Annotated in this window: 5 protein-coding genes; 4 read left to right on the forward strand and 1 reads right to left on the reverse strand. The window is 44.4% G+C overall.

Features of this window, described 5'->3' with window-relative positions; translation table 11 throughout:
* Nucleotides 1-73 precede the first annotated feature (73 nt).
* From AJE_RS17230 to AJE_RS17240, 3 genes are all read left to right on the forward strand, one after another.
* On the forward strand, nt 74-511 hold the full coding sequence (locus AJE_RS17230; protein WP_008951924.1) for a hypothetical protein: 438 nt from the start codon (nt 74-76) through the stop codon (nt 509-511).
* A 95-nt stretch (nt 512-606) separates the two neighbouring features.
* Nucleotides 607-1,155, forward strand: a complete 549-nt coding sequence (locus AJE_RS17235) for a hypothetical protein (protein WP_138984258.1) — start codon at nt 607-609, stop codon at nt 1,153-1,155.
* Between the two features lie 101 nt (nt 1,156-1,256).
* Nucleotides 1,257-1,637, forward strand: a complete 381-nt coding sequence (locus AJE_RS17240; RefSeq protein WP_039928990.1) for a hypothetical protein — start codon at nt 1,257-1,259, stop codon at nt 1,635-1,637.
* A 146-nt stretch (nt 1,638-1,783) separates the two neighbouring features.
* On the opposite strand, the gene AJE_RS17245 is transcribed toward AJE_RS17240, so the two are convergent.
* Nucleotides 1,784-2,020 (reverse strand): hypothetical protein, encoded by a 237-nt coding sequence (locus tag AJE_RS17245; protein WP_008951927.1) that lies wholly within the window; start codon nt 2,018-2,020, stop codon nt 1,784-1,786.
* 752 nt (nt 2,021-2,772) lie between these two features.
* On the opposite strand from AJE_RS17245, the gene AJE_RS17260 reads away from it, so the two are divergent.
* Nucleotides 2,773-3,111, forward strand: a complete 339-nt coding sequence (locus tag AJE_RS17260) for a hypothetical protein (protein WP_008951929.1) — start codon at nt 2,773-2,775, stop codon at nt 3,109-3,111.
* Nucleotides 3,112-3,279 lie beyond the last annotated feature (168 nt).

Raw genomic sequence — 3,279 nt, forward strand, 5'->3', positions numbered from 1 at the left:
GCCAGAGTAGAAATGCTGTGCTCTAAACAGGTTTTTCTACAGGCTCGTTATATGACAAACTAGGTTCGCCAGTATGCTACCAAGTAATGAGAATTTTCGGGATGCCGTCCTACTAGAGTTTAGGTTTCTCGAAAACGATTTCCGCCTAAAAAATGTCTCTAGCGAGCATGAAAGCGAACAATTTATGGTTTGTTACAAAAGCGATACTGTTCAAGTTATTGTTGAAGGGATAAATTGGGGGGAGAACGCCCGAGTTGCAGTTGGTAGTTGTATAGGCTTCCAGAATTTCGATCTCTACGATTTAGTGAAAGCTAAAACTGGTGAATATCCAGCAACAGAGAGCATCTTTACTCTTAACCAAATAGCGCAATTGCCGCTGTTGGCTATGTTGTTAAAAGAACATGGTGAGCAGGTTTTAAATGGTGATTTCACAATATTTCCGGCAATTACGGAAATTGTAAAGGCAAGAGTAGCCAGCTTCGATGATGGTATTGAGCGAATTGTCATATAACAATCGCCATCAAAAACGCGCCCGTTGGGCGCTCGACTCGCAACAAGTTGCTCGCGTTTGTGGCGGGCGTTATATATCAACGGAGAGTTAGTAGTATGCGAATGGTTTTTTTGATACTTGCACTAGCATTATCTGGCTGTGCCAGCACTCAGTTTCAAGTAAGCAGCGCTGATTTAGTTAATAATCAAAGTGTTAAATTTATTGATCAGAGGAGTGAGATTTCAATAAAAGGAGGTAAGGTCCGGCTTACTGATGCTCACTACTATCACTCAGATCAGGCAATAACACCTTCTAAGCTGTTATTGCTTAACGATGCAATAACGAAACACTTTGGTGCTGGTTTTAAAGGTGAAGTTATAATTCAGCAATTTGATGTGATTGATTATTATGCAAAACGTTTGAGAGGGGCACAATCTGCCAGCATTGCTTCGATAGGCGTATTTTCTCCGACAGACTGGAACGGTAATGATGACTTTATACTGTGCAATATCACAATAGTAATTGAAGGCGAAATTTACAGCTCAACGCATGCAACTGCTTATAGACTAACTGAAAATAAAATGGTGGTTTATCAGGAAGAGTCATATAAAAATGCAGTTAAAAAATCAATTGAAGGTGCTTTATCGACATTATTTAGCTCTTAGGTAAGGTAATTGTTGTTATATAACAAGCCGCGTCATTCGGGGCCTCCGGCCCCTACGACGCTCACAAGTTCGCGCGCATGCGCGGGGCGTTAGGTAACTCAATGAACAGTGCCATCGATGATATTAGCGAAGATTACCAGGATTGGGGCTTAGATAATTTATCGTATAAGGATGGGTTACTCACCCTGAACCTAGTTACTTATATAAAAGGCGATGATCCTATTAGGTTCATTGTGGTGTTCACCGATACCGTTTTTTTCGAATCATACGATGAAAGTAGTCATTTTCAGGATTACCATTTGAACCGTAGCTCAGGAGTTATTGGGGTTTATACAGCATCGAGCTTACTTGAATATGCTAAAACGAAAACAAACGTCATGTGTTTAAGCAACGATAAGCTATCCCATTACTCCGTAATGACGACAAATGAAATCATTCATGTGTTAACCAGAACTGAGCCAGTGGTGGTAAATGTTACCTAACAAAAGCCACCAAAACGCCGCTTCGCGGCTCGACTCGCAACAAGTTGCTCGCGTTTGTGGCGGGCGTTAGCCGGCTGTCCAAAAGGTTTGTGTACAAAATCTGTTTTACTTTTCGGCTCTGCTTGCGTTAAGTTGTATTTTAGTTGTTAATTTATTCCATCGGGCTCACCAGTTTGTTGGGCAGGTGCAATCTCTGATGGTGCGGTAGCGTTGTTCCTTTGGTTTATTGGCTCCGCTTGCAACAGGTTTTTAGGATTCCAGTCATTTCGCTGTATCGCACCTGGCTGGTTACGTTTTAATTTTGCACAGGGTTGCCGTTTGTTGGCATCGCTTGGCGGCAGTGCCGCGTGGGTTGTGTTTTTGTCGCCGCTAACAATGCGCATCACTCGCTCCCGTTGGTCGCTGGGACGCCAACCCGCTGCGCGGCCTGTCGCCCGTGTGCTAAGCGTTAGCAGGTGTTCTGGTTTTAACAGTTTTAGTCAGTGGTTTTATTCCGGCCTTGTTCGCGTGTGGTTTTCTTAGCGGCAGCGCCAAAAGGTTAAGTTCGCTAGTTTGCGGGTTTGCTGCAAACGGTGGTGGCGGTAGCGTTGTTCTTCCTGGCTTCGCTTAACAGTTTTACAGGTTCCGGTTGGCTCGCCGTATCGCAGCTGGCTGGTTTAGTTTTTAATTAAAAGCAGCTTGCCGTTGTTCGGGTTTGCCAGGGCGGCAAGCCGCGAAAGTACGGTGTGGGCTGCTAACAAGCAAAGCCAGCCGACGCGTACCGCGCAGCTGCTTTGAGCGTTAGCAGGTGTTCGGGGTTTTAACTGTTTTCGTCAGTAGTTTTGTTCGGGCATTGCTCGCGTTTGGTTTATTTAGCGGCAGCGCCAAACGGTTAAGTTCGCCAGTTTGCGGGTTTGCTGCAAACGGTTGTGGCGGTAGCGTTGTTCTTTATTGCTTCGCTTAACAGTTTTACAGGTCCCGGTTGGCTCGCCGTATCGCAGCTGGCTGGTTTCGTTTTTAATAACAGCAGTCTGCCGTTGTTCGGGTTTGCCAGTGCGGCAAGCCGCGCAAGTCCGGTGTGGGCTGCTAACAAGCAAAGCCAGCCGACGCGTACCGCGCAGCTGCTTTGAGCGTTATGTGAACATAGAGGGTGCATATGGTGTTTCTAGAGCTTGAAACAACAAATATCACAAGCATGAAGATGTTCTATACAGAAACTCTAGGAATATTTAAGTTAGGTAGTATTTTAAATCGACTTGAATGCTCCTCGGGTCTTGATTTCATTATTGACCTAAAGTCGGTAACCAAAAACCCAGTTGTGGGTATTAACTTTGGCTTATTTCACGAAGGTGTAAAAATAAATGTACTTTCAAGAATCAAAGAAATGAACTTAGAGCACGAATTCTCTGACAATAAAGCTGGGGCAATATTGAGAATTAAAGACCCTGAAGGAAATTTAGTTTTTATCCGCTCAGGAAATTCCGAAATTTATTGAAATTTGCTTCTACAAAAGCACAAATTTTAAAGGCACACATAACAAACGGTTGCAGCGCCGCTCCAGCGCTTCGCGCTTACGCTCGACAGTTTGTAAGCAGCGCATTTAACGAATCGCTGCGCAAAGTTTATCGTAAATGCGCCGCTTACAAACTGCGGCTGAACCAAA

Source organism: Alishewanella jeotgali KCTC 22429 (assembly GCF_000245735.1).
In the GTDB taxonomy this organism is placed as follows: Bacteria; Pseudomonadota; Gammaproteobacteria; order Enterobacterales; family Alteromonadaceae; genus Alishewanella; species Alishewanella jeotgali.